This window comes from Bradyrhizobium sp. RD5-C2, from assembly GCF_019972155.1.
Classification (GTDB): Bacteria; Pseudomonadota; Alphaproteobacteria; order Rhizobiales; family Xanthobacteraceae; genus Bradyrhizobium.
On sequence record NZ_BOVL01000008.1, the window covers coordinates 182,165 to 201,557 of the forward strand.

Below are 19,393 nucleotides of genomic sequence, written 5' to 3' on the forward strand. Positions count from 1 at the left end.
ACAAATCGACGCGTCGATCCGGATCGCCGCCGACGCGCCGGCTACGCGCGCGTCACGGCGCGGATTAGCCTGCGCCAAGCGGCACAATTTCCTTGATTTTTGCCCCTTGCGTCATGCTAGAAGGCCTTCCAGCGTGCCGCCCGGCGGTGCCTGCGCCCGATTTCATCATGAGCCGCTCTACTCGCGCCCGTCGCCGAAGATGGCTCCAACCGGTTGATTGATCGACGTCAATCAAGGGAACGCGTCAATCAAGGGAACACAATGCCTGAAGTCATTTTCACCGGCCCTGCTGGCCGTCTCGAGGGCCGCTACCATCCGGCCAAGCAGAAGAACGCGCCGATTGCGATGATCCTGCATCCGCATCCGCAGTTCCACGGCACGATGAACCACCAGATCGTCTACCAGTGCTACTACGCGTTCGCGCATCGCGGCTTCTCGGTGCTGCGCTTCAACTTCCGTGGCGTCGGCCGCAGCCAGGGCTCGTTCGATCACGGCACCGGCGAGTTGTCCGATGCCGCGAGCGCGCTCGACTGGGCGCAGGCGATCAATCCCGAGGCGCGCGCCTGCTGGGTCGCCGGCTTCTCGTTCGGCGCATGGATCGGCATGCAGCTTTTGATGCGCCGTCCGGAGGTCGAGGGCTTCATCTCGATCGCGCCGCCCGCTAATCTCTACGACTTCTCGTTCCTCGCGCCCTGCCCGTCGTCGGGCCTGATCGTGCACGGCGACAAGGATGCCGTGGTGCCGCCCAAGGACGTCAACACGCTGGTCGAGAAGCTGAAGACGCAGAAGGGCATCGTGATCGACCAGCAGGTCATCCCCGGCGCCAACCATTTCTTCGACGGCAAGCTCGAGCCGCTGATGGAAACGGTGACCGGCTATCTCGACATGCGCCTCGCCAACGTGCGCTGACGCCACCGACCTTGTAGCCCGCATGAGCGAAGCGACATGCGGGTCGCAACGGCGCAGACCCCGGATATCGCTTCGCTCATCCGGGCTACGGTCCCTGCAGACTCACTCCGGCGCGAATTTCAGCGCGGCGATGCCGACCAGCACCAGCGCGATCCCGGCCACCTTCATCGGGTTCACGGCTTCGTTGAACAACAGCACGCCCATGGTCAGCGTGCCGACCGCGCCGATGCCGGTCCATACCGTGTAGGCGACGCCGACGCCGAGCACCTGCAACGCGCGCCCGAGCAGGAACACGAACGCGGCGAGCAGCACCAGCGAGACCAGCGTCCAGCCGAGGCGCGTATAGCCCTCGGCATATTTCATCGAGATGGCCCAGCCGACGTCGAGAAGACCGGCGACGACCAGCGCGATCCAGGCAATGGAGTGCGACATGGCTTAGGCGGCAAGCTTCAGCATGTGTGCGCGGTGCCCGACCAGGAACGCGTGCAGCAGCGCGGGATATTCAGGCGAAACGGCGCTGCGCACGCTTGGCCGCTGCGCCAGCGCACTGCGCCACGCCCGAAGCTTTGGCGTGTGGGCGAAAACTGCCAGATCGGTCAGCTGATCGAACAGATCGAAATAGCGGAAGACCGGCGCGAACACCGCATCCACCAGGCTGAACCTGTCGCCAGCGAAGAATGGACCCGCGCCGAGCGCAGCCTCGACGCGCGCGAATTTTGCGGTGACCGCCTGCCGCTTGCTCTCGAAGGTCGCGGCATCGGTTGCGGTCTCGAGCCCCCACAGGTCGCCGAGAACGGCCGAGCCGAACTCCATCCAGGCGCGATGCTCGGCGCGGGTGAGCGCATCCTGCAGATGCAGCTTGGCGCCGCCTTGCGTCTCCTCGATGTACTCGCAGATCACGTTGCTCTCGAACAGCGCGACCTCTCTGCCGTCGTCGCCGGTCACGACCAGCACCGGCACCTTGCCGAGCGGCGAGATCTTCAGGAACCAGTCCGGCTTGTTGGCGAGATCGATGTCGATCCGCTCGAACGGCACACCCTTCTCATGCAGCGCGATTACCGCGCGTTGCACATAGGGGCAGAGCTTGTGGCTGATCAGCTTCAGGGCGGCCATGGACGAAACCTCGCGTTCAATGCAACTGCATCGAATTAAATGCAGTGGCATGGAACTGTCAAGGTAGATGCATTTGCATCTAAATCACGGTCGCGCGATGATGCCCCCGGTCATCGGGATCGGCACCCCCGTGGTGGCGGGGTAGCTCAGCGGCAGCCCCCTCATGCCGCGCGCGGCAAGGAAGCCGAAGGCCTGCGCCTCGATCGCATCCGCCGCCCAGCCGAGCGCCTCGGCGGGCTCGACGATTGCCGGCGCCAGGCGCTCGCGCAGCATCCGCATCATCGTGAGGTTGGAGGCGCCGCCGCCGCAGATGATCCAGCTCTTCGGGCGTTTCGGCAGCAGCGGCACCACGCGGGCGATCGCAGCCGCCGTGAAAGCGGTCAGCGTCGCCGCGCCATCGGCCGGCGCCACGGCACCGAGCTTCAGGCCGGCAAAGTGGTTGCGGTCGAGCGATTTCGGCGGCGGAACCGAGAAGAACGGCAGCTTGAGCGCCTGAGCGATCCAGGCTTCGTCCGGTTTGCCCAGCGCGGCGAACTTGCCGGCGGTGTCGAACGGCTGATGCATCTGGCGGAACATGAAATCGTCGAGCAGCGCGTTCCCGGGCCCGGTGTCGCAGGCGATCAACGTATCGGCACCGTCGATATATGTGATGTTGGAGACGCCGCCGATATTGACCACGACGATCGGCCCCTCGCGGTTCAGCGATTGCGCCAGCGCCCGATGATAGACCGGCACGAGCGGCGCGCCCTGCCCGCCGGCCTCGACGTCGGCGGCACGGAAATCATGCATCACCGGGATGTGGATCGCTTTGGCGAGCGCCAGGGCATCGCCGATCTGCACCGTCAACTTCCGCTCCGGGCGGTGCAGCACGGTCTGGCCATGGAACCCGACGATGTCGATGTCCTGGGCGGAGATCCGGGTCTGCGCCGTGAAACTGGCGACCGCCTCGGCATGGGCTGTCGTGACGGTCTGCTCGGCCTGCCGCAGGATTCCCGGCCGGGCATCGCGCCGCGACAGATGAACGGCCTCGGTCAGCGCCTGGCGCAGCAGGCTGCGCTCGCTGTCGGTATAGGGTCGATAGCCGGTAGGTCCGAAGGCCTTGATCTGGCGGCCATCGGTCTCGATCAGTGCCACGTCGACCCCGTCGAGCGAGGTCCCGCTCATCAGACCGAGTGCCGTTAACATCATCTTGGAAGCGCCCCAGCCGGGAACCCCCGGCTTGTCTCAAACAAGTACATCCTATAATGCCACTGCGCGTCCGCCTGCGGCAGCCTCAAGCGTCAAGGTTCCGCAAATAGATGCAAAAACCGTAAAACAAGAATGATCTGGCTCGCCGACAAATGACTGCATTTAAATCGGATTTCCTGAACACTCTACAGGAACGCGGCTTCGTCCACCAGTGCTCCGATTTCGAGGGCCTCGACGCGCTCGCCGCCAAGGGCGAGGCGACTGCCTATGTCGGCTACGACTGCACCGCGCCGTCGCTGCACATCGGCAACTTCCTCACCATGATGATGCTGTACTGGCTGCAACAGAGCGGCAACAAGCCGATAACATTGATGGGCGGCGGCACCACGATGGTCGGCGACCCCTCCGGCAAGGACGAGACGCGCGCGATGCGCACCGTCGCGGAGATTGAATCCAACAAGGCGAGCATCCGCGGCGTGTTCGCCAAGGTGCTGCGCTATGGCGACGGGCCTTCCGACGCCATCATGCTCGACAACGCCGAGTGGCTGACCAAATTGAACTGGATCGAGATGCTGCGCGACATCGGCCGGCACTTCTCGGTCAACCGCATGCTGACGATGGACTCGGTGCGGCTCCGGCTCGAGCGCGAGCAGGAGATGAGCTTCATCGAATTCAACTACATGGTCTGCCAGGCCTACGACTTCGTCGAGCTGTCGCGCCGCGCCGGCTGCCGGCTGCAGATGGGCGGCTCCGACCAGTGGGGCAATATCGTCAACGGCGTCGATCTCGGCCGCCGCATGGGCTCGCCGCAACTGTACGCGCTGACCACGCCGCTGCTGACCACCGCCTCCGGCGACAAGATGGGCAAGACCGCCAAGGGCGCGGTGTGGCTCAACGCCGACCAGTTCTCGCCGTATGACTTCTGGCAGTACTGGCGCAACGTGGAGGATGCCGACGTCGTCAAGTTCCTCAAGCTGTTCACGATCCTGCCGATGAGCGAGATCAACAAGCTTGCAGCGCTCGGTGGCAGCGAGATCAACGAAGCCAAGAAGGTGCTGGCGACCGAGGCAACCGCCCTGCTCCATGGCCGCGATGCGGCGAACGAGGCTGCCGAGACCGCGCGCCGCACCTTCGAGGAAGGTGCGCTGGCGGAAACCTTGCCGACGGTGGAAATTCCGCGCGGCGAATTCGAGGCCGGCGTCGGCGTGCTCGCTGCCTTCGTCAAGGCCGAGCTCGTCGCTTCCAACGGCGAAGCACGCCGGCAGATCAAGGGCGGCGGCCTGCGCGTCAACGATGTTGCGGTCACCGATGAGAAGATGCTGCTGACGCCGGCCAATCTGACGCCGGAAGGCGTGGTCAAATTGTCGCTCGGCAAGAAGCGCCACGTCCTGCTGAAGCCTGCATAGGCGCATTCGCATTTGTCGGTTGCAGGGGGTGCCGAAAGCGCGCTCCCTCCTTTTCGATGGACCAGAACACGCCGCCGAACGACACGCTTGCAACGCCGGCGAAACAGTCGCGCGTCGCACTCAACGTGCTTGCGCTCTGCTTCGTGCTGTCGGTGCTCGGACGCGGCCTTAGCGACAGCTTCACGGTCTTTCTCAAACCGATCTCGGAAAATTTCGGCTGGGACCGCGCCTCGGTCGTGTCGGTCTATTCGCTGACCTGGCTCGCCAGCGGCCTCACCGCGCCCCTAGTCGGACGCCTGTTCGATCGCTCGGGTCCGCGCGTGGTCTATGCGCTCGGCCTGTCGCTGCTCGGTTGCGCATTCCTCATTGCGTCACACGCGCAGCAGCTTTGGCAATTCCAGCTCAGCGTCGGCCTCTGCGTCGGCTTCGGCACCGCGCTGATCGGCAACGTCTCGAACTCGATCCTGCTCGGCCGCTGGTTCGGACCAAGGCTGCCAACCGCGATGGCCGTGATGTATTCGGCGACTGGCGCCGGCCTCCTCGTTCTGCTGCCGCTGTCACAGGTGCTGATCGACCGGATCGGCTGGCGCGAGGCCTATCAGGTGTTCGGCGTCAGTGCGCTCTGCCTGCTTGTCCCGCTCGTCTTCCTGCCGTGGCGGCTGCTCGCCGGCGGATCGCCGCACATCGTCAGGAAGGCGCAAGCCGGCCTCGCCGAAGAAGGCTGGACGCTGCTGGCCGCGATGCGCCACCACGCCTTCTGGGCGCTGTTCTCCACCTTCTTCTTCACGGCGGTCGCGATGTATGCGCTGACGGCGCAGATCGTCGCCTACCTGATCGATGTCGGCTTCCCGCCGCTCCAGGCGGCGACCGCCTGGGGCTTCTCCGGCGTCGCGCTGTTCGTCGGCATGCTCGGCGTGTCCACGCTCGATGGCATCATCGGCCGCCGTCCCAGCGTGCTGTTCAGCTACGGCGTGTCGATCCTCGGCATCATCCTGCTCTGGCTGTTGCAGTGGTATCCGAACTACTGGCTGCTGACCGGCTTTGTAATCTGCTTCGGCAGCATGATCGGCTCGCGCGGCCCACTGATCACCGCGACCGCGCTGAAAATCTTCCGCGGCGAGCGCGTCGGCACGATCTACGGAACCATCATGATCGGCAGCGGCCTCGGCTCGGCGCTCGGCTCCTGGGGCGGCGGCCTGCTCCACGACTGGACCCACAGCTACAATCCGCTGATCGCCTTCGCGCTCGTCAACGTGGTGCTCGGCCTGATCCCGTTCCTGGTGGTGCCGGCGCTGCGGCGCTAGCGCTCCGTTCGGCGCAGCAACTGCGCCGACAAGACAGATATTGTCGCAAGTCCCAGGTCGATCTAGGCTTCCGCCGCCGAGGTCCTCAATGGATATCAAGCGGGCGCTACCCCATCCCCGACTTCGCGGCGTCCTGCGCTCGTTCGAGGAACGGCGCGTGGACTTGGGAGGCGCCGTTCTGGCCTGGCCCGTCGCCGCCCGGCCGCATCAGATCCTGGATATCCATCTGGCTGAACCATATCGCGTGCGCATCGACGGCGGCCAGGTCAGCACGACGCCGGATGTGGGCGTGGTCGGACCGCAGACCTATCGTCGCGCGCATGTTTGCCTGTCTGGCTCGGTCCATGTCTTCAACATCCTGTTTCAACCGACCGGCCTGAACCGATTGGTTGGGATCGACATGACCACCCTGGTCAACCATGACCCTGCGGCCTCCGATGTTCTCGGCAATTCCGCCACGTCGCTAGGCGATGCCGTGCGCATGGCGCCTAACTTCGATCTGCGCGTCGCCGCGGTCGAACGCTGGGTCGAGGCGATGCTCGAGAAGCGCGGCCCCGACTGCGCGATCGCCGCCGCCTCGCGCTGGATGATCGCCGTCCGGGGCTGTACACGGATCGAGGACCTCGTTGCAAATTCCGGCCTCAGCGCCAGCCAGTTCCAGCGTCGCTTTGCGATGCAGGTCGGAATGACGCCAAAGCTGTTTGCGCGAACGATCCGGTTCGACAGGGCGCTGGTCGCCCGCCGTGATGCCCCAAGCCGGTCCTGGACCGACATTGTCCACGAACTCGGCTATTTCGATCAGGCCCATTTCATCCGCGAATGCCACACTTTCGCCGGCCTGCCGCCAAGCAGCCTCATCGGCGATTGGGACAATGTCTTTTCCCCCGGCTGATGACCAAAATTTACAAGCGCTTTCGCCAGCGCTTCCGGCAAGGTCTGCCTTCGCGGGAGGCCAGCATGGCAACGAGAATGACGCGGCGCAACTCGGCGTCGTTGCGATTGGCATCGCGGTCGCCGGCCCGAGAGCTGGAGCAATGAACATGTCGACCAACCTGGAGCGCTTCAAGGCCATCGTCGAGCGCGGCTTTTCTCGCGGCGACCTGACAGTCGCCGACGAAGTTTGCGCCGAGACGCTGATCGAGCATGAGTATCTGTCGAAAACTGATATTCCCGGCCCACAAATCCTGAAAGGGCAAATCGAGGACGCGCGGCGCAGCATCAAGGACTTGAAGCTCACGATCGAGGCGATCGTGGAAACGCGCGATACGGTGTGGGCGCGAAGTAGGGCAACGGGCGTCGACCCGCGCTCTGGAAAACCTGTTTCCATCGATGTCATGGATATCTGCCGATTTGCCGACGGCAAGCTCGTCGAGCACTGGGGCGTACCCGACCGGTTTGCGCTGCTTCATCAGATCGGAGCGCTGCCGCCTCCGCCGCAAGGCCGGCCCTAGCGGGGGACCGGACGGCGATGAGAACAACGCGCCGCCAGCTTGGCATCATCACAGCCGGCATCGCGGGCGCCGCCGCCGGCCCAACCACCAGAGCCGCGGATATGCCGAGCAATCCGGAGCACTCAAGGAAGGACACCATGGCATCGCCGCGAACACTCGGCCCGCATGATGGTCATCTCGCAATTCTCGGCGGCACCAGCGCCCGCTTCATGATCGACGGGGACGATGCCGGCAAGCGCTTCGCCGTTGTCGAACATCCGATGCAGCCGCGCGCCTTGGCGGCGCCCATGCACCGGCATCATCGCGAGGACGAATACAGTTTCGTCCTCGAGGGCCGCATCGGGGCGATGCTCGGCGACACCGTCGTGATCGGCAATCCGGGAGACCTGATCTTCAAGCCGCGCGAGCAGTGGCACACGTTCTGGAATGCCGGGGACACGCCCACCCGCATATTGGAGATCACTTCGCCGGCCGGCTTCGAGAACTATTTCCGAGAGCTCGAGGCCGAGTTGAGTAACGGTCCGCCTGATCCAGAGCGGCTGGCGGCGCTCTGCGCGCGCTATGCGCTCGACATGGACATGGGCAGCGTCCCCGGCCTGATCCAGCGCTTCGGGATTCGCTTTCCGGGAGGGCCTTCGCCCGCGCCGCAATGATTTGGCATGGTAGACGGCCCCTCCCACAGGCACATGGGGAGAGGCCGAAGGCTACGACGTCTTTCGCTCAGTCGATGTCGCGGCAATCGTCGCCGCGGTGGTCGCGGCCGCAGGAGCCGCGGTCATGGGCCTCTTCACGGCCATCGCCGGTGCCCGGCGTGAACGACACGCCGCGCAGCGCCTCGCCGGAGTTCGCGGTCCGCAGCGTGACAAAACGCTCGTTGGCCGGCAGCGTGGCCGCGGAAAGCTTGTCGGTGATCATCACGAGCTTGTTCGGATCGGCTCCCTGGTCGCCGCTGCCGCTCACCGTGGAGGTGATCGCCCAGATCGACACGCTGCCGTCGCGATTGACGCGGCCGGTGATGTTGCGCAGGCCGTCGGTCGCCGGCGACCACGGCTTGCCGGTCGCGGCGTTGTTGCCGGTCGGATAACCCTGCACCGTGTAGGGCACACCGAGGTCAAGTCCCGCCTGCAAAGTGTAGGCCTGCTTCCACGCACCCGCAGTGCTGTCGAACACCCACTTCTGCAATCCGGCTGATGTCTGCGCCTTGGCAGCGGGATAGCTGTTCGATGCCGGGTCGAATGTCGCGGTGCCGTTGCCCTCGTCGGCGACGTAGAGTGTGTTCGCGTCGGCGAACCAGATGCCGAACGGGAACGAGGTTGTGCTCTTGAGCGCAGTCGGGAAACCGCTCAGAACGCACATGTTGTAGGGCGTGACGCCCTGCGTCGCCAACTTCGAACCGTCGTAGAAGATCTGCGTCGTCGGCAGCGATGCAGACGGAGCCGGCACGCCGACGCCGTTCGGGCACGCCTTCGGGCTGCCGTTAGCGGCGTTGCCGGTGGTGTCGATGAAGTAGACGGTGTTGATACCGTTACCGCCGCTGCCCTTGGTCGTGTAGATCACGTTGTTGAACACGGTGAGGCCACGGAAATTGGTGTCCTTGCCGATCTTGTCGGCCTTCTGGCCGAGCTCCGTGATGTTGAAGCTGCCGAGCGGGAAAGGTCCGCCCGGATCCGCCTGGCGAGCGAGCGGCGCGTCGGCCTCTCGCGCGATCTGCATGCCGGCGCCCGTGATGACCCCGGCGGGCTGCGGGTTGCCGCCATTGCCCGCATTGCCGGCGGTGTAGAACACGCCCGCGCCATGCCGATCGTTGAACACCGCAGCGCGGCCGTTGTTGCCGCTATTGCCGTTCACCTTGGTGAAGTGGAAGCGACCGTTCTCATCGACTTCGGCGACCAGGCGATAGTAGGTGCCGGGCACCGGATTGGTCGGATCGATGACGTCAGGGGTGTTGGAGTTCGACACGTCGATGGCGCCGATCGGAGCGAGATAGCCCATGAAGGTCACGCTGCGATGATCGAGCGACAGATTGAGCGCCAGCTCGGATTTTGACGAGAAGCTGGTGACCATCTGGTCCTTGGTTTGGGACACGCCGCGCTGGGCGCTGTTCGGCACCTCGAGCGACTGCACATGTCTGCCGTCGAGACGCAGTTCGTCGAGCAGGATCTTCGCGGTCAGGCCGAACGAGCCGTCGACGCCGTCGTTGTTGAACACGGTCGGATAAGTGCCGTCCGCCGTGGCGGTCACGCAATTGGGCGACACGCAATTCGGCGGCAACTGGGTCACGCCGGGCGTGATGGTGACGGCGTTGTTGACGAACACCGCACGGCTCAACAACAGATGACCCGGCCGGAAATGAACGTCGTCGCCGTCGGCGTGCGCAAGACTGCTGGCCAGCGCCGTGGAGGCGAGCAGCGTCAACGCAAAAACCGGCCGAGACAGCGGAAGCCCCACAGGCGGGCGCAATCCTTTGGCGATCATTGCTTTTCTCCCAATGTAAGATTTTCTCAGAAAACGAGGGCGCATAACCGCCCGCGATGTCGGCGGTCGGCGCGCGCAATCTGCGGGCGGACTGTTACGGGCGTGCGACAATCGACCGCATGTCCACTGCGGCATCTCACTCGTCACGATGGATGATCCGGTCAGCTAGGTCCGGCGATCTCGTCCGGGCCGTCGGCTGAAGCCGAGGGAATGAACCGACGCGCTAATTGTTGGTCGTCGGCAGATCGTTCGGCCCGTACTGCTTGAACTCGAAGATCTTGCGCGTCAGGCCCGGCGCCAGCGCCGAGATCGGGTTGACGCGCAGCACCGGTTGGTTGGGCGTGCCGACCACTTCATAGGTCACGCCGATCAGGCCTTCATTGCTGCCGGCGCCGAGGAAAATCCCGAAGAACGGGATCTGGCCGAACATGTTGTTCAAGCCGTACATCGGAATGAAGGTGCCGTTCATCCGCACCTGGTTGCCGACATAATCGATGCTGCCTTCGATGGTCGCGCCGATGCTCGGTCCCTTGACCACGCCGTTGCGGATCGAAAGCTGGCCGCTCTGGCGTGTGAACTCGGCGCGCAACGCGTCGAATCCGATGCCGTTCTGGGTGCTGACCGGCCCGCCGGCGACGGCGCGGTCGAGCTGGGTTTCGCCCTTCACCGAGAAGCCGGTGATATTGATGAGTCCTTCCCTCGGGCTGGGCTCGGGGATCGGCGGCTCCATCGCCAGCGTGAGCTGGCCGCCGACCACCTTCGAATAGGTGTCGATGAAGCGCAGGAACGCGCCGGCATCGCCGGTCTGCAAATAGATCACCTCGCGGCCCTGCTGGCGGCCGCGCATATCGACGCTGACGGGAGTGGCTTGGCCGCCGACCTTGCCGCTCAGCGTGAACGCCTTGAAGAACCCGTTGCGGCGCGAGATCTTGGCGTCGACAGCGCGCAGCGCCTCGCCGTTGAAACCGGCCACCGCGCCGAGCTTCAGATCGACATCGAAATCGGTGGTCTTGGCCTTGCTCTTGGGATCGCTGTCGCGGCCTGAGATCGCCGATTTCAGGAATCCGCGGCCATCGAACACGTCGCCGCGCATCGTCACCTTGATCACGCCGTCGGGACCGCGATCGGCCCGCAGCGATGTCTTGTCGCCGTCCGACGGCGCATAGGTCGGGAAGTTCGCATTCATGAGGTCGCCGTTCTGGTCGACCTCGAGCGCGCCCTTGATCGAGACGCCGCTGCCTTCGATCGAGATATCCTCGAACCGCGTCGACTGCCCCTTCGGCACCACGTTGAAGGTCGCCTTGCCGCCCCTGCCCTGCGCCTTGACCCATCCGGGCAAAATGTTGTCGAGCTTGAGCTGGGTCAGGTCGGCCTCGACACCCATCTTGGTGGTGGGATTGTCGCCGCTGCCGATCTTGCCGCTCAGCTTGATCGGGATCGCGCCTGACACTGCGGGGCCGAGATCAAGCCCGAGCCGAGCGCGGCTCGCGTCGTCGAGCGTCGCCTGCAGCTTGACGTCGGCATCGCCATCAGCCGGCTTGCGGTAATCGAGCGAGGCCGCCTGTCCGTTGATCTTGACGTCGCCCTTGACCTGGAAGCCGGCGTTGCTCGCAATCACCTTCAGTGTGTTGGCCTCGAGCTTCTGGTTCATCACCAGCTTGTCGACGGCAACGCCGGAGATGTCGGCGGTGACGGAATATTGCGTGTCGGCCTTGGTCAGCCCGCCCGTCACCGGCATGCCGAGATTGATCGTGGCTGTGACGTTGCCCTTGCTGGCATTGGGATCGATCGGTGGACCGGAGAGATCGCTGAGCCGGTCGGATGCGAGGATTTCGGCGGCAGCCGGCACCGGACAGTCGACCCGGAACTTGACCTTCGACGGCGACGGCTTCGGGGCCATGTCCGGCACCTCGAAGCTGAAATCCGACAGCGTGATCTTGCGGCCTGCCGGCGTGTCGGCGATGCCCTGGTTGATGGTCACGGTCGCGGTGCGGCCGGTCACCCTGGCCTTCAGATCCGCATCATGCACCGCAGGCATCTTGTCCACCGGACGCACCGTGACACCCGAAGCGACGATGTTGACCGAGAGGCCGTCATCCGGGATCGGCGGTCCCTTGCGCGACAGATTGTGCACCGGCGAGTTGACGCCGACATCGATGCGCTGGAGCGTGCCGCGGTCGATCCGCTCGAGCACCCATTCGCGCACCTCGGGTACGATGATGATCGGCCACATCCGCTTCAGGGCCGAGGCCGACATCGGGGTGCCGGCAAAGCCGAGCTGCAACCGCGGCTCGCCCGAATAGTCGATGCTGCCGGTGCCAGCGACCCCGATCTCGCCATTGCTGATATCGGCCTGGGTCAGCAGCACCCGCTTCTTCTCGGTGTCGAACCGGAAACCGATGTTGATGCGATTGAAGATCAGCGGCGGTTCGTCCTTGTCGGCGCCGGCGAGCACGATGGTGCCGCCGGACAGGCCCGCCTGCCAGTCGGTGACGTTGTCGTTCGGCGGCTCGAGATGGCCGAGCAGCGTGATGCGGTTGGCGCCCGAGACGATCTTGATCGGCGCCAGCAGCACGCGGCGGCCTGAATCCCATTCGACGCTCATCTCGGCCGAATCGACCGGCATCGGGTAGTCGGGCGTGTCGGTGTCGATGATGTTGCCGGCGCCGACATTGAGCTTGCCGCGGAAATAGGTCGGCAGGCCGTCGCGGCCGAGCTCGCCCTTCATCTCGCCCGACAGCGGCAGGTCGGCGGTGTAGGTGAGATCCTTGGTCCTCATCGCGAGCAGGATGTTCCGCGTCGAAACCTTGTCTGCCTTGATGTCGACCGAGCGCACGCCGTTCTGCTGCGGTCCAATCAGCACGCGCACCGACCAGGGCTTTGCGCCGTCTTCGCCGAAGCTGAGCGCAACCCCGCCGCCGCTCGGGCGCCGCAGGCTCAGGCTGATATTCTCAAAGCTCCATTTGTTGCCGCGCTGCTGGTCGTCGACGACGAGATTGCCGTTCTTCAGGCCGATCTCGTTGAGGTTCTGACCGTCGAGACCGGTCAGGCTGAGGCTGTCGAGCCAGTCGAGGCCGGCGAGCAGCCCGCTCTGGGCCGAATCGGGTGCGGTGGCCGAGGGCCCGGAGGCAACCGGAGGCAAGGCAACCGGCGGCGGCGGTGCAGCGGTCGACGGCCGCGGGAATGTCGGCGGCAACCCCGCCTCGCGCTTGGATGCAACGCCGGTGGCGAGCGGTTTTGCGGTGTCGCCGGCGGACACGGTGACATTGCCGTCCGGCGTGATGCGCACCGACAGTTCCGCATCGACCAGATTGAGGCTCTCCGCCCGCAACTGGCCCATCAGCAAGGCCGTTCCGGACAAGCGCACTTCGGCTTTCGGCGCGCTGGCGACGACCGCATGGTCGCGGTCGCGGACGATGATGTCACGGATGCGCACCGCGATCCTGACGCGGCCGGCGCGCTCGATCTGCGTCCCGCCGACCTCGACCGTGTTGCCGTGGCCGATATTCTCCTCTATCGCCGCCGCCAGCCATGGCGTCGCCAAATCGAGATTGATCGGACCGGCGCCGAGCCGCCACCACAATGCGCCGAAGCAGGTCGCGAACAGCACGACCAGCACGACGAGGACCAGTCCGATGCGACGGATCCAGCGTTCGCGCTTCAGCCAGCGCTGCATGCCGGAGCAGAAATCGGTGAAACGATGCAGGTTGGTGTTGGAACGCGACAGCAATTGCCGCGCACGGTTGCCCGCCGCCTCATCCTGCTCGTCCCACGCGCCGTCGTCTTCCCATTGCGAGAAGTCAGTCCCGGCGCGCGAATTTGGACCTTGCGGCGACGTGTTCCTTGCCATTGCCTCTCGGTGCTGACGGCGAAGCTGATCGCCGCCATCGGGGCGCCCGTCGACTGTTATCGAGCGCTCCCTTGCCGGCATCGCCGCCTATCCTCGCCTAATCATGTTACTCGCCGATGGCCCTCGGAACGGACCAAACCAATCAATCGAAAGCCAATTCAGCAAGCGGACGGGTAATGCGTCGAATTCCTTGTCACCATACTCCGTGGCCATCAAACTTGCCCAGCGGACGATGCGAATCCGGCCGCCGCGAATGAGACCCGCAATACCCCAATGGTTGATCTTCGGAAAGCGACGAAAGGAAGGCGTATGTCCAAGAAAACGCGCAAGAAATCCTCCAACACAACCGGAAAGCGGGTCGCAACAAAAGTTGCGCGCGCCGCAGGCGCAAGCACTGGGAAGTCCGCGACGAAAACCCGCACAATGGTTGCGAAGAAGGCAGCGGCCAAAACCGCAAAGACCAAGAGCGCAGCGGGTGTTCCAAGCAAAGCGTCGCACAAGGCCGCATCGAAACCGTTAAAGCCGAAGGCGGCCGCGAGCGTGACCAAGTCGTCCGCCGTCACACTCACTGAGGGCGCCGCGGCGCCCGGCTTCGACCTGCCGCGCGACGGCGGAGGCAGCGTTTCACTGAGGGATTTTGCCGGCAAGAAGCTGGTGCTGTTCTTCTACCCCCGCGCCGACACCCCCGGCTGCACAAGGGAGGCGATCGACTTCACCCGGCTCAAGAACGAGTTCGCGGCTGCAGGGGCCGAAGTGGTCGGCATTTCCGCCGATACGGTTAAGGCGCAGGAGTCATTTCGAAACAAACACCAGCTGTCGGTGCCGCTGGCCTCGGATCCCGCCCATCAGATGCTGGAGGCGTATGGCGCCTGGGGCGAAAAATCCATGTATGGCAGGACCTTCATGGGAATTATTCGCACCACGGTTCTGGTCGATTCCGGCGGAAAAGTTGCCCGCATCTGGCGCCACGTGAAGGTCGACGGCCATGCGGAAGCGGTATTGGAGGCCGCCCGATCGCTCTGACGGAAGGGTTCCGTTTCCTGAAAATTAACCATGGCGAGCTCAAATCGGCCCCGCAAATTAGCCGTACGGAGCTTGGTCCGACCGGCCGCGGGAGTACCGATGTCGAGCCGGTCCGGTCATCACCAGAAACACCATCATCCTCAGGACCATGGCCGGACGCCGGCACGCCGTCCGGTCGCGCAGCAAGCAGCGGTGGCGGCTTCCGGCGAGGGCTATACGCTGGTCCATGCCGGCAAGCAGGTCCGGTTCGGACCGGTGGTGTTCTGGATCGCGGTCGGCACCGTGGTCCTGCTCGGCATGTGGTCGGCGGCGACTGCGACCTATTTCGCGTTCCGTGACGACGTCCTGACCCGGCTGATCGCACGCCAGGCCGAGATGCAATACGCCTATGAGGACCGCATCTCGGAGCTGCGCTCCAAGGTCGACCGCACCACCAGCCGCCAGCTGCTCGACCAGGAGCAGTTCGACCAGAAGCTCGACCAGATCATGAAGCGGCAGTCGGCGCTGGAATCGCGCGCCACCGCGCTCGGCGCAATGCCCGATGCGACCACTACAGGATCGATCAAGCCGCAGGGCCGCGCCGACGCCGCGCCGTCATCCGGCACGCCAAAGCCCTCCCCGATCAGCGACACCGTGATCTTCGTGGCGCCGCCGGATCGCGAGGCGCGGCTGGAATCACGCGCGCCGCTGATCGCCAAGGCGCAGCCGAACCAGTTCGCCAAGGCCCAGGGCGTCGACAATGTCCTGGTCCGCCTGCAGACTTCGCTCGACCAGGTCGAGCGGCGCCAGGTCGCCGCGCTCTCCTCGGTCGAGGACGGCATCGAATCGCGGGTGCGCCGGATGCGCGGCGTGATCTCCGATCTCGGCCTCAACATGGCGCAGCTCGAAGCCGCGACGCCCCGCTCCGGCATGGGCGGCCCCTATGTGCCGGTAAAGCTCGCGCCAGATGCCGGCGCGTTCGAGCGCCAGCTCTACCGCATCAACATCAACCGCGCGCAGATGCAGCGCCTGAACCAGACGCTGGCGCTGGTGCCTTACCGCAAACCCGTGGTCGGCGAGGTCGAATTCACCAGCGGCTTCGGCGTTCGCTCCGATCCCTTCCTCGGCCGTCCGGCGATGCACACCGGGCTCGACTTCCGCGCCGCGCAGGGCGATCCGGTACGCGTCACTGCCAATGGCAAGGTGGTGTCGGCGGGCTGGGCCGGCGGTTACGGCCGCATGGTCGAGGTCGATCACGGCAATGGCCTGTCGACCCGCTACGGCCATCTCTCCGAGATCGGCGTCAAGGTCGGTGAGTCCGTCAAGATCGGCCAGGTGATCGGCGCTGTCGGCTCGACCGGACGTTCCACCGGCCCGCATCTGCACTACGAAACCCGCATCGACGGCGAAGCGGTCGATCCGCAGAAATTCCTCCGCGCCGGCGTCCGGCTCAGCGCAGGCTAAAGCCTCCAATCACGCGGCACGTTCTGAAACCGGCGCTGGCCCAAGCCTGCGCCGGTTTTGTCTTGCCGGATTAGCGGCGGCCACCGCCGCCCATGCCGCCGGGCGGCCCGCCGCCACCGAATCCGCCGCCGGGCCCGAATGGGCCACCGCCGCCACCACCGGGGCTGAATGGTCCGCCGGGCGAGCCGAAGCCGCCCGGACCCGGGCCGGTCGTTCCGCCATTCAGGGGATCAGGTGCAGGACCGCCACCACCCGGCGGCCCGCCGCCGGGCGCACCGGACGGCCCGCCAGGGCTGCCACTTGGGCCGCTACCACCGGGGCCACCACCAGGCGCGCCGCGCCCGCCCGGTCCGGATCCATGTCCCGGCCCGGAGCCACCGCCGCCGGAGCCGCGGCCCGGCGTGCCGGGGCTCCGCACCGACGAGCCCGGGAATTTGGTGACCGATTGCACCGACTCGACGCGCAGCTCGCGCGTCCCCGACAGCTGCGCATTGACGACCACGCGCGTATCGGCCGCCGGCGAAAAGCGCGAATGATCGCGCGCGACGAAGCCGGAGCCGAGCTGCAGGTCATTGCCGACCCGCCGCACATAGGCCTCGATCAACAGCCGCTTGGCGCCGGTGAGGTCGGAGAAGTCGTCGGCGCGGCTGCGCGAGACCTGCATCACGCCCTGCGTGACATGGCCCTCGGCCTGCACGCGCTGACCGGCCAAAGCCGCATCGACGCCGCTGAGCTTGAGCTCGCCGATGCGCAAGCTACCCGCGCGGTCGCGCTCGAGCGGTCCCGCGACACGCATCGCAGCGTCATGGCGCTCCTGCACCAGGCTTGCGACGACCACACCGTCGGTGCGGCGCAGCCCGAACACGGCGACATGCGCGCCGACCTTCAGCCAGCTGTCGCGGCCGCTCCAGGCGACCTTCTGGCCGAGCACCGTCAGCTCGCCCGATTTCATCTGCTCGACCGGCCCGGTCACTTCGCTCGCCACGTCGATCCGCTTGGTCGACAGCGAGCCGCCGGCATCGCGCTCCGCCACCACGCGCGCGAGCTGCCCGATCCGCAGCGCCTTGGCGTTCGCCGCCTCGCCGTCGATCCGGACTGGCACGTCGGCCGCATAGGCGACGCGCTCACCGTTGACGTAGATCGAGCCGAACCGCTGGATCACGCCGACAATGCCGGTGCCACCGATGCCCTGGTCGGAGCCGGTGATCCCGGTGCCGCCGATGCCCTGATCGTTGCCGCGCTTCTTGACTTGCGCGCCCGCGAGCGACGTTCCGGCGAGCCAGAAGCCGATCAGCAGCGCGCGGCGAGAAATGACAGGCGGGCCTTTCATGCCGCACCGCCTTCGTCGGCATCGTCATCGACCGGGCCGTCGGGGCCCTCGCGATAGATGTAGATGCCGAAATTCCAGCGGTAGTCGCCGCCCTTGTCCTTGGCCAAGGCGCGGTTGGCCTCGCGGTTGGCGACCTTCAGCGCCTCCATTGCGAGCTCGCGCGAACGGCCCTCGAGCCGCTTGGCCAGTTTGGCCGACAGCCCGTCGTAATGCACCGCGCGTTCGAGGAAGCGCGGTGTCGCCGAGGATACGTTCATCTCGGCGGCCGCGACATGGTCGTGCAGGTTGCGGCCGAGATAATGCCATTTGCGGTCGTCGTCGCCATGCGGGACGAAGGCCTCCTCGACCAGCATGATCTCATCGTCGTCATTGATGGTGACGAGCTTGCGGTCGAGCCATTCGTCGAGCACGGCGCGCGGCCGCACGTCCTTGGTGATCGATTCGACCAGCGTCTCGAACGACGGCGCGCCGCCATCGGCGGTGCGCGGCAACGGCAGCGGATCGCCCTTCGTGTCGGTGAATTCGGGCGCGGCCAGCCAGCGCGCGATGATCGCGCTGGTGCGCGACAATGTCGCCGGCACCGCATTGACCGGCGCGCCCGCTCCGCGCAACCGCGCGACCTCCTTGCGGTGGATGCCGGTCAGCAGGCTGACGCGGCTGTCGGTCTGCTCCTTGCCCTCGAGCGCGAAGTCGTGTTCGGCGACGTTGACATAGAGCTCGCGCAACAGCTGGGTCAGCGCTGGAAATGTCATGCCGCCGCGCACGCAAAGCCGCACCAGCGGGCGCAGCATTCGCGCCAGTGGCGAGTGCAGCTTCGCGGCAGTGATCGGCGCAGCCGATCCCGGCTTCGGCTTCGGGGGCTTGGCATTCATGCCTAACTTTTAGCCGCCCGCCGCGTGGGACACAATCCCACCGTTTCGCCCACCTCGCTTGACGTGTGACATTTTCCCACTTATGGGAAACAAAAGTAACCTCCGGACACGGCGCGGCCTGCGGGGCGCCGATATCCCTACGGACCGCTCCATGACGCCTGCCCGATTCGACCTTGCGATCGCGGAAGCCTGCCGGATCGCCCAGGTTCCCTACGACGAGTTCGTGTCGACGGTGATGGCGGGCGGCTATCCCTGCCTGCCGGGCGTGGCGCCCGGTTCGCCGCGCCGCTTCGGCGAGACCGACCTGCTGGCGCTGTACATCTATGGCCGCCTGCTCGCCTTCGGCTTCGGCGGCTTGCGCGCCGGCGAATATGCCTGCCGCGCGCATGCCGGCCTCACCGCCGAGCCGCGCGCGAACTCGATCTCGATCGCGCTGACATCGGACGGCGGCAAGCGCGTCGTCATCGAGCAGGATTTGCAGCGGCCCGCGGCCGCGATGCTGCCCGAGCGGATCCATTTCGACATCCCCGCCATCCGCCGCCAGTTGCAGCCATCGACGACGGGCAGCCCGGCCGAGCCGGCCTGACACCTCGCTAGCACTCCCGACCTGCTCGCCTCGCGCCGTCACGGCGCGATCGCGCCGGCATGCGCGCCGATGCCTCCCGCCAAAAAAGTTATCCACCGCCACACGTGGGACATAATCCCACATTTTAGTCCGATGCCATTGACGTGTGAAATTTTCCCACGTACTCAGAAATCCATTCAACAGGGAATCCGACGCAATGTCTCTTCGTTCGGCCCACGAACCCGGTTCGTCTTGCGAACCCGGTTCACATCGCGAACCCGGTCGGTTCGCCGCCACCACACTCCGTTTCAAGCCGCAGGCAGCCTTTTGCTTCGCGCCGCAGGCGCCTTGCGGCCCGATCGAGCCGGTGTTTCCGGCGCTGCTCCGCTCGCTGGTGTTCGCGGCAGCGCTGGCGCTGCCGTTCGTCGTCGCCCTGTTCGTCGCATGATCCGGATCGAGCCGCC

Annotated in this window: 17 protein-coding genes; 10 read left to right on the forward strand and 7 right to left on the reverse strand. The window is 65.7% G+C overall.

The annotated features are described in order from the left end of the window. The first annotated feature begins 261 nt into the window (after positions 1–261). A complete protein-coding gene (locus BraRD5C2_RS08595; RefSeq protein ID WP_016843213.1) occupies positions 262–909 on the forward strand; it encodes an alpha/beta hydrolase in 648 nt (215 codons plus the stop codon). 102 nt (positions 910–1,011) lie between these two features. On the opposite strand, the gene BraRD5C2_RS08600 is transcribed toward BraRD5C2_RS08595, so the two are convergent. The 3 genes from BraRD5C2_RS08600 to BraRD5C2_RS08610 all read right to left on the reverse strand — a co-directional run bounded on the left by BraRD5C2_RS08600 (position 1,012) and on the right by BraRD5C2_RS08610 (position 3,210). Beyond that, on the reverse strand, positions 1,012–1,341 hold the full coding sequence (locus BraRD5C2_RS08600) for a DMT family transporter (RefSeq protein WP_223967853.1): 330 nt from the start codon (positions 1,339–1,341) through the stop codon (positions 1,012–1,014). A gap of 3 nt (positions 1,342–1,344) precedes the next feature. Next, positions 1,345–2,022: a glutathione S-transferase family protein gene (locus BraRD5C2_RS08605; protein WP_223967854.1), complete on the reverse strand. Its 678-nt coding sequence runs from the start codon at positions 2,020–2,022 to the stop codon at positions 1,345–1,347. A gap of 84 nt (positions 2,023–2,106) precedes the next feature. Continuing rightward, the gene (locus BraRD5C2_RS08610; protein WP_223967855.1) at positions 2,107–3,210 is read right to left on the reverse strand and encodes an anhydro-N-acetylmuramic acid kinase; all 1,104 of its coding nucleotides are present in this window, start codon (positions 3,208–3,210) and stop codon (positions 2,107–2,109) included. Positions 3,211–3,362: 152 nt separating this feature from the next. Between BraRD5C2_RS08610 and tyrS the strand changes: the two genes are divergently transcribed. The 5 genes from tyrS to BraRD5C2_RS08635 all read left to right on the forward strand — a co-directional run bounded on the left by tyrS (position 3,363) and on the right by BraRD5C2_RS08635 (position 8,024). After that, the gene (gene tyrS / locus BraRD5C2_RS08615; protein ID WP_223967856.1) at positions 3,363–4,616 is read left to right on the forward strand and encodes a tyrosine--tRNA ligase; all 1,254 of its coding nucleotides are present in this window, start codon (positions 3,363–3,365) and stop codon (positions 4,614–4,616) included. Positions 4,617–4,672: 56 nt separating this feature from the next. Beyond that, a complete protein-coding gene (locus tag BraRD5C2_RS08620; RefSeq protein ID WP_223967857.1) occupies positions 4,673–5,920 on the forward strand; it encodes an MFS transporter in 1,248 nt (415 codons plus the stop codon). Between the two features lie 88 nt (positions 5,921–6,008). Next, positions 6,009–6,812: a helix-turn-helix domain-containing protein gene (locus BraRD5C2_RS08625; protein WP_223967858.1), complete on the forward strand. Its 804-nt coding sequence runs from the start codon at positions 6,009–6,011 to the stop codon at positions 6,810–6,812. 148 nt (positions 6,813–6,960) lie between these two features. Further along, complete coding sequence (locus BraRD5C2_RS08630; protein WP_223967859.1) at positions 6,961–7,371, forward strand: ester cyclase; 411 nt, start codon at positions 6,961–6,963, stop codon at positions 7,369–7,371. Between the two features lie 209 nt (positions 7,372–7,580). Next, on the forward strand, positions 7,581–8,024 hold the full coding sequence (locus BraRD5C2_RS08635) for a cupin domain-containing protein (RefSeq protein WP_223967860.1): 444 nt from the start codon (positions 7,581–7,583) through the stop codon (positions 8,022–8,024). Positions 8,025–8,091: 67 nt separating this feature from the next. On the opposite strand, the gene BraRD5C2_RS08640 is transcribed toward BraRD5C2_RS08635, so the two are convergent. Both BraRD5C2_RS08640 and BraRD5C2_RS08645 read right to left on the reverse strand, forming a co-directional pair. Further along, complete coding sequence (locus BraRD5C2_RS08640; RefSeq protein WP_223967861.1) at positions 8,092–9,846, reverse strand: hypothetical protein; 1,755 nt, start codon at positions 9,844–9,846, stop codon at positions 8,092–8,094. A 223-nt stretch (positions 9,847–10,069) separates the two neighbouring features. Continuing rightward, positions 10,070–13,777, reverse strand: coding sequence for a DUF3971 domain-containing protein (locus BraRD5C2_RS08645; protein ID WP_223967862.1), 3,708 nt, complete (start codon positions 13,775–13,777; stop codon positions 10,070–10,072). A 228-nt stretch (positions 13,778–14,005) separates the two neighbouring features. Between BraRD5C2_RS08645 and BraRD5C2_RS08650 the strand changes: the two genes are divergently transcribed. Beyond that, positions 14,006–14,719, forward strand: a complete 714-nt coding sequence (locus BraRD5C2_RS08650) for a peroxiredoxin (protein ID WP_223967863.1) — start codon at positions 14,006–14,008, stop codon at positions 14,717–14,719. A gap of 99 nt (positions 14,720–14,818) precedes the next feature. Next, positions 14,819–16,162 carry a M23 family metallopeptidase gene (locus tag BraRD5C2_RS08655; RefSeq protein ID WP_223967864.1) on the forward strand — a complete coding sequence of 448 codons (1,344 nt, stop codon included), beginning with the start codon at positions 14,819–14,821 and terminating at the stop codon, positions 16,160–16,162. A 70-nt stretch (positions 16,163–16,232) separates the two neighbouring features. Here the strand turns inward: BraRD5C2_RS08655 and BraRD5C2_RS08660 are convergent, their stop codons facing one another. Beyond that, on the reverse strand, positions 16,233–17,492 hold the full coding sequence (locus BraRD5C2_RS08660) for a DUF5666 domain-containing protein (RefSeq protein WP_223967865.1): 1,260 nt from the start codon (positions 17,490–17,492) through the stop codon (positions 16,233–16,235). Continuing rightward, on the reverse strand, positions 17,489–18,364 hold the full coding sequence (locus BraRD5C2_RS08665) for a DUF6502 family protein (RefSeq protein ID WP_223967866.1): 876 nt from the start codon (positions 18,362–18,364) through the stop codon (positions 17,489–17,491). Before BraRD5C2_RS08665 ends, BraRD5C2_RS08660 begins: the two co-directional genes overlap by 4 nt. 151 nt (positions 18,365–18,515) lie before the next feature. Between BraRD5C2_RS08665 and BraRD5C2_RS08670 the strand changes: the two genes are divergently transcribed. Then, positions 18,516–18,950, forward strand: a complete 435-nt coding sequence (locus BraRD5C2_RS08670; protein ID WP_223967867.1) for a hypothetical protein — start codon at positions 18,516–18,518, stop codon at positions 18,948–18,950. Positions 18,951–19,146: 196 nt separating this feature from the next. Beyond that, positions 19,147–19,377 (forward strand): hypothetical protein, encoded by a 231-nt coding sequence (locus BraRD5C2_RS08675; protein WP_223967868.1) that lies wholly within the window; start codon positions 19,147–19,149, stop codon positions 19,375–19,377. The last annotated feature ends 16 nt before the right edge of the window (positions 19,378–19,393 follow it).

Coding starts and splice junctions, on each gene's coding strand:
- BraRD5C2_RS08595 (WP_016843213.1), top strand. CDS start 262: ATGCCTGAAGTCATTTTCACCGGCCCTGCTGGCCGTCTCGAGGGCCGC.
- BraRD5C2_RS08600 (WP_223967853.1), bottom strand. CDS start 1,341: ATGTCGCACTCCATTGCCTGGATCGCGCTGGTCGTCGCCGGTCTTCTC.
- BraRD5C2_RS08605 (WP_223967854.1), bottom strand. CDS start 2,022: ATGGCCGCCCTGAAGCTGATCAGCCACAAGCTCTGCCCCTATGTGCAA.
- BraRD5C2_RS08610 (WP_223967855.1), bottom strand. CDS start 3,210: ATGATGTTAACGGCACTCGGTCTGATGAGCGGGACCTCGCTCGACGGG.
- tyrS (WP_223967856.1), top strand. CDS start 3,363: ATGACTGCATTTAAATCGGATTTCCTGAACACTCTACAGGAACGCGGC.
- BraRD5C2_RS08620 (WP_223967857.1), top strand. CDS start 4,673: ATGGACCAGAACACGCCGCCGAACGACACGCTTGCAACGCCGGCGAAA.
- BraRD5C2_RS08625 (WP_223967858.1), top strand. CDS start 6,009: ATGGATATCAAGCGGGCGCTACCCCATCCCCGACTTCGCGGCGTCCTG.
- BraRD5C2_RS08630 (WP_223967859.1), top strand. CDS start 6,961: ATGTCGACCAACCTGGAGCGCTTCAAGGCCATCGTCGAGCGCGGCTTT.
- BraRD5C2_RS08635 (WP_223967860.1), top strand. CDS start 7,581: ATGATCGACGGGGACGATGCCGGCAAGCGCTTCGCCGTTGTCGAACAT.
- BraRD5C2_RS08640 (WP_223967861.1), bottom strand. CDS start 9,846: ATGATCGCCAAAGGATTGCGCCCGCCTGTGGGGCTTCCGCTGTCTCGG.
- BraRD5C2_RS08645 (WP_223967862.1), bottom strand. CDS start 13,777: ATGCCGGCAAGGGAGCGCTCGATAACAGTCGACGGGCGCCCCGATGGC.
- BraRD5C2_RS08650 (WP_223967863.1), top strand. CDS start 14,006: ATGTCCAAGAAAACGCGCAAGAAATCCTCCAACACAACCGGAAAGCGG.
- BraRD5C2_RS08655 (WP_223967864.1), top strand. CDS start 14,819: ATGTCGAGCCGGTCCGGTCATCACCAGAAACACCATCATCCTCAGGAC.
- BraRD5C2_RS08660 (WP_223967865.1), bottom strand. CDS start 17,492: ATGAAAGGCCCGCCTGTCATTTCTCGCCGCGCGCTGCTGATCGGCTTC.
- BraRD5C2_RS08665 (WP_223967866.1), bottom strand. CDS start 18,364: ATGAATGCCAAGCCCCCGAAGCCGAAGCCGGGATCGGCTGCGCCGATC.
- BraRD5C2_RS08670 (WP_223967867.1), top strand. CDS start 18,516: ATGACGCCTGCCCGATTCGACCTTGCGATCGCGGAAGCCTGCCGGATC.
- BraRD5C2_RS08675 (WP_223967868.1), top strand. CDS start 19,147: ATGTCTCTTCGTTCGGCCCACGAACCCGGTTCGTCTTGCGAACCCGGT.